This is a genomic window from Terrabacter carboxydivorans (assembly GCF_039532035.1).
GTDB classification, from domain to species: domain Bacteria; phylum Actinomycetota; class Actinomycetes; order Actinomycetales; family Dermatophilaceae; genus Terrabacter; species Terrabacter carboxydivorans.
Genome location: NZ_BAAARE010000053.1, coordinates 1 through 3,807 on the forward strand (window position 1 = coordinate 1; position 3,807 = coordinate 3,807).

General features: G+C 70.6%; 6 protein-coding genes. 3 read left to right on the forward strand and 3 right to left on the reverse strand.

The features are described from left to right. Positions 1–110 (forward strand): integrase core domain-containing protein (locus ABD297_RS23455; RefSeq protein ID WP_344257540.1); only part of this gene is annotated, 110 nt, incomplete at its 5' end. A gap of 203 nt (positions 111–313) precedes the next feature. Here ABD297_RS23455 and ABD297_RS23460 read toward each other — a convergent pair. Continuing rightward, positions 314–880, reverse strand: coding sequence for an excalibur calcium-binding domain-containing protein (locus ABD297_RS23460; protein WP_344257565.1), 567 nt, complete (start codon positions 878–880; stop codon positions 314–316). A 181-nt stretch (positions 881–1,061) separates the two neighbouring features. Here ABD297_RS23460 and ABD297_RS23465 point away from each other — a divergent pair, with 181 nt between their 5' ends. After that, the gene (locus tag ABD297_RS23465) at positions 1,062–1,292 is read left to right on the forward strand and encodes a hypothetical protein (RefSeq protein WP_344257567.1); all 231 of its coding nucleotides are present in this window, start codon (positions 1,062–1,064) and stop codon (positions 1,290–1,292) included. Between the two features lie 78 nt (positions 1,293–1,370). Here the strand turns inward: ABD297_RS23465 and ABD297_RS23470 are convergent, their stop codons facing one another. Then, positions 1,371–2,165 carry a trypsin-like serine protease gene (locus tag ABD297_RS23470; RefSeq protein ID WP_344257569.1) on the reverse strand — a complete coding sequence of 265 codons (795 nt, stop codon included), beginning with the start codon at positions 2,163–2,165 and terminating at the stop codon, positions 1,371–1,373. Positions 2,166–2,412: 247 nt separating this feature from the next. Here ABD297_RS23470 and ABD297_RS23475 point away from each other — a divergent pair, with 247 nt between their 5' ends. After that, positions 2,413–3,582: a S53 family peptidase gene (locus ABD297_RS23475; protein WP_344257571.1), complete on the forward strand. Its 1,170-nt coding sequence runs from the start codon at positions 2,413–2,415 to the stop codon at positions 3,580–3,582. 107 nt (positions 3,583–3,689) lie between these two features. Here the strand turns inward: ABD297_RS23475 and ABD297_RS23480 are convergent. Continuing rightward, a partial coding sequence (locus ABD297_RS23480; protein WP_344254950.1) for an integrase core domain-containing protein occupies positions 3,690–3,807 on the reverse strand: 118 nt, incomplete at its 5' end.

Below are 3,807 nucleotides of genomic sequence, written 5' to 3' on the forward strand. Positions count from 1 at the left end.
ACGCCGACCGCGTCGCCGCCCTTGCGCCATGGCTCGAGCACTACAACACTGAACGCCGCCACAGCGCCCTGAAAGGTCACCCGCCGATCAGCCGGCTGCAACCAACCTGATGGCCGGGTACACCTAGGGGCGCCGGCCAAGGCCTCGGTCAGCTCGAGGCTTGCCGCGTTTGCCGAGGCTCCCACCGCTGTCGCCCCGGGGCGCCCAAGGGGCGCTCGACGGCATACGTCATCGCGATGACACGGCCAGGGCACGAGCAAGCGCCTCGACCATCGGGTGTCGAGGCGCTTGCTGGCTCAGTGTGGCGCGAGCATCACTCGCAGGCGATGCCGTCGCCGTCGCGGTCGAGCTTGCGGGAGTAGCCGGGCTCGCCCGCGTAGATCGGGTCCGCGCCGGCGGCGCGCACGGCGGAGCAGTTGGCGTAGTAGACGTCGGCGAGCTGCGCTGCCGCAGCGGCCTGGCGGGCGGCGGCGTCCGCCTTGGCCTTCGCGGCAGCCCTGGCCTTGGCCGCGGCCTTTGCCTTCGCGTCGGCCTTCGCCTTGGCCTCAGCAGTCGCCTTGGCCTTGGCGGCGGCGACGGCCCGCGCCTTGGCCTCAGCGGCGGCCTTGGCTGCGGCAGCCTTGGCGGCGGCGTCCGCCTCGGCCTTCGCGTCGGCCTCTGCCTTTGCGGCGTCCGCGGCTGCAGCAGCCTGCTCGGCGGCGGTGTCGACCGTCGGGGTCGGCGAGGTCGTCGGCGTGGCGGTCTCGGTGGCGGTGGTGGTCTGCTGGGCGTCGACGAGACGGACCTGCACGTTCTCGGCGGTGGGTGTCGCCTGGCTGCACGCGGTGAGTGCGAAGAGGCCGGCGGCGACCGTGAGTGTGATGCGATTGCGTGTGTTCATAACCCTTTTCCCTGGATTCCCCTGTGTGAACCCTCGAGGCTACGGACGGCTTCGTGGCTTGGGACGGGAATGGGAGATTTCGGGCGAATGCATCGGGGCCCCTCTCCGGGCCCGCGCTGGTGCGGCGCCTGCGACACTCGAGATGAGAACAGGGCGTTCCACGCGTCGATAGGGGTTGCAGATGTTCTGGTTGATCGCAGGCGGACTCTTCGCCTTGGTGCTGCTGGCGGCATGGCTCTCGGACCGCCGCAACAAGCGCCGTCATGACATGAGGCCCATCGAGGAGAGCGACAGCTCACGCCTGGGCGGCGCCGACGGTGTGTCCGAGAAGGCGAGCGACTACGGCGTCGGGGACCAGCGCCGCTTCGGTGGCGTCCACCCTCCCGTCGGGGGCACGCCGTACGGCGGCTGAGCTGTCCGATCGCTGACCGTCACCTGCACCGCGGCGGCGTGCTGCTCGTCGTCGCCGAGGCCCGACAGCCAGGCGGGCTCAGGGCAGGGCGTAGCTCACCTGCGTGGCGAGGAACTCCCGCGCGGACGCGGTGTCCAGGCGGAGGGCGACGTTGGTCGAGCGGCAGACCATGTCGCCCGTGATCGTGGTGGCGGCGATGACGTGGGTGCCGTGCAGGTAGTTGGGGCCGCCGGAGTCCCCGCCGCAGGCGCCGCCCCAGCCGGCCGTCCAGTTCTGGTCCTCGTGGACCCAGCCGGGCGTGACGCTGTCGAGCCCGAGCAGCGCGGACTGCCTCTCGCCGGTGGACGGGTAGGTGTGCGCGCCCCCGCCGAAGGTGACCGTGGAGCCGTAGCCGAGCACGTCGAAGCGCTGGTCGCTCGGGACGCCGTCGAGCTCGTATGCCGTGGGCAGCGTCGCCGGGGTGATGCCGGGGTCGCTCGACAGGTGCACGACGGCGATGTCGTTGGTGTCGTTCGCGTAGACGTTCTGTCGCGACGTCAGCTTCGGCACGAAGGCCGGGTCGATCGCGATGGTCCCACCGTAGTACGTGCTCGCGGCGGTCGGCTTCTGGTCGAAGGTCGCCCACGCGACGGGCAGGTGACCGTTGGAGCGGAAGTAGTCCGCGAAGCAGTGGCCGGCGGTGAGGAATGCCGTGTGGTCGATGAGGGCGCCGCTGCAGGCGAACTGCTTCGGGCCGTCGACCGTGTCGCTGAGGTAGAGCGCGCCTGTCTCGGGGCGCGAGGAGTCGGGCGTGCCGTTGACCATCGCCGTGGCGACCGACAGGGTGAATGCGAGGGCGGCGCCAAGCGCGGCCGCGGGGATCAGTCGCCTCATGCGTGAGCACGTTCCTCGCGGGCGGCCAGCCTTGTCAAGGGAGTCCGCGCCGTACCGACCCGGGTCGGCGTCCAACCTTTCGCATGCCATGACACGGGAGAAGCCATTCCTACGGGTGGCCAACGCTTTACCAAGGTGCGCGTAATGTCCCGGTCACGGCTCCAGTCAGGTTGGGAGGCCTCGACGAGCGCGCCGTGACCACCATTCGACGCTGCGCCGAGCGTCACCACCCCACTCTGGAGGATCTGTGAAACGCTCGGCCCTCTCTCTCGCTGCCGTCACCGGCGCGCTGCTGCTCGCGGTCGGCGCCACGTCCGCGATGGCCCAGCCGTCGTCGGCCGGTGCCACCCACCGCGCAGAGCACGTCTGTGCGCGTCCCGTGCCCGGGACGGCCGGCTGCCACGCCATGGTCGTCGTCGACGCCTCCGGCAAGCCTCAGGTCACTGCGACCCCGAGCGGCTACGGCCCCGCCGACATCCAGTCGGCCTACGGCCTGGCGGGTCTGTCCAGCGGCGGCCGCACGGTCGCCATCGTCGACGCCTACGACGACCCCACTGCCGAGGCGGACCTGGCCACCTACCGCTCGCAGTACAACCTGCCTGCCTGCACCACGGCCAACGGCTGCTTCCGCAAGGTCAACCAGACGGGTGGCACGAGCCTCCCGCGGACCGACGCCGGGTGGGCCACCGAGATCAGCCTCGACCTCGACATGGTCTCGGCGTCGTGCCCCGACTGCAAGATCCTGCTCGTCGAGGCGAGCTCCGCCTCGTTCGCCAACCTCGGCACCGCCGTGAACTACGCGGCGACGCAGGGTGTTTCAGCGATCAGCAACAGCTACGGCGGTTCGGACTCGGCGGGGACCTCGGCCTACAACCACCCCGGTATCGCCATCACGGCCTCCACCGGTGACAACGGCTACGGCATCGAGTCGCCGGCCTCCTTCGACAGCGTCGTCGCCGTCGGCGGCACGAGCCTCACTCGCGCCTCCGGCACGACCCGCGGCTGGACGGAGAAGGCGTGGAGCGGTGCCGGGAGCGGCTGCTCGACACTGAACGCGAAGCCGTCGTGGCAGACGTCCGCCACGCAGTGCTCGGGCAAGGCCAACGCGGACGTCTCCGCGGTCGCCGACCCCAACACCGGTGTGGCCGTGTACGACTCGACCTCCTACCAGGGCCGCAAGGGCTGGCAGGTCTACGGCGGCACCAGCGCCTCGTCGCCCATCATCGGTAGCGTCTACGCCCTTTCGGGCAACACGGCCGGCTACCCGGCGTCCTACACCTGGGCTCACACGTCCGGCCTGAACGACGTCACCTCCGGCACGAACGGGACCTGCACCCCGGCGGTGTGGTGCACGTCCGGCACCGGCTGGGACGGCCCCACCGGTCTCGGCACGCCGAGCGGGACCAGCGCGTTCTGACCCTGCCACGCTGACACGGAAGGGGCCCGTCACACGACGGGCCCCTTTCTCTGCGTCCTGTCGCCGACAGGACGCGGCCAGGTGTCGTCGGCGCTAGCTGTACTCGGTCATGACGTTGGTGACAGGCGGCTGATCGGCGGCAGGCCGTTGAGCGCGGTGTGGCGTCGTCGAGTGTTGTACTCCTTCAGCCAAGGAGCAAGGGCTGCAGCTCGATCGGCATTGCTG

What these genes read in the sequence shown, in the direction of transcription:
- ABD297_RS23460 (WP_344257565.1), bottom strand. Translation starts at nt 880, where the DNA reads ATGAACACACGCAATCGCATCACACTCACGGTCGCCGCCGGCCTCTTC.
- ABD297_RS23465 (WP_344257567.1), top strand. Translation starts at nt 1,062, where the DNA reads ATGTTCTGGTTGATCGCAGGCGGACTCTTCGCCTTGGTGCTGCTGGCG.
- ABD297_RS23470 (WP_344257569.1), bottom strand. Translation starts at nt 2,165, where the DNA reads ATGAGGCGACTGATCCCCGCGGCCGCGCTTGGCGCCGCCCTCGCATTC.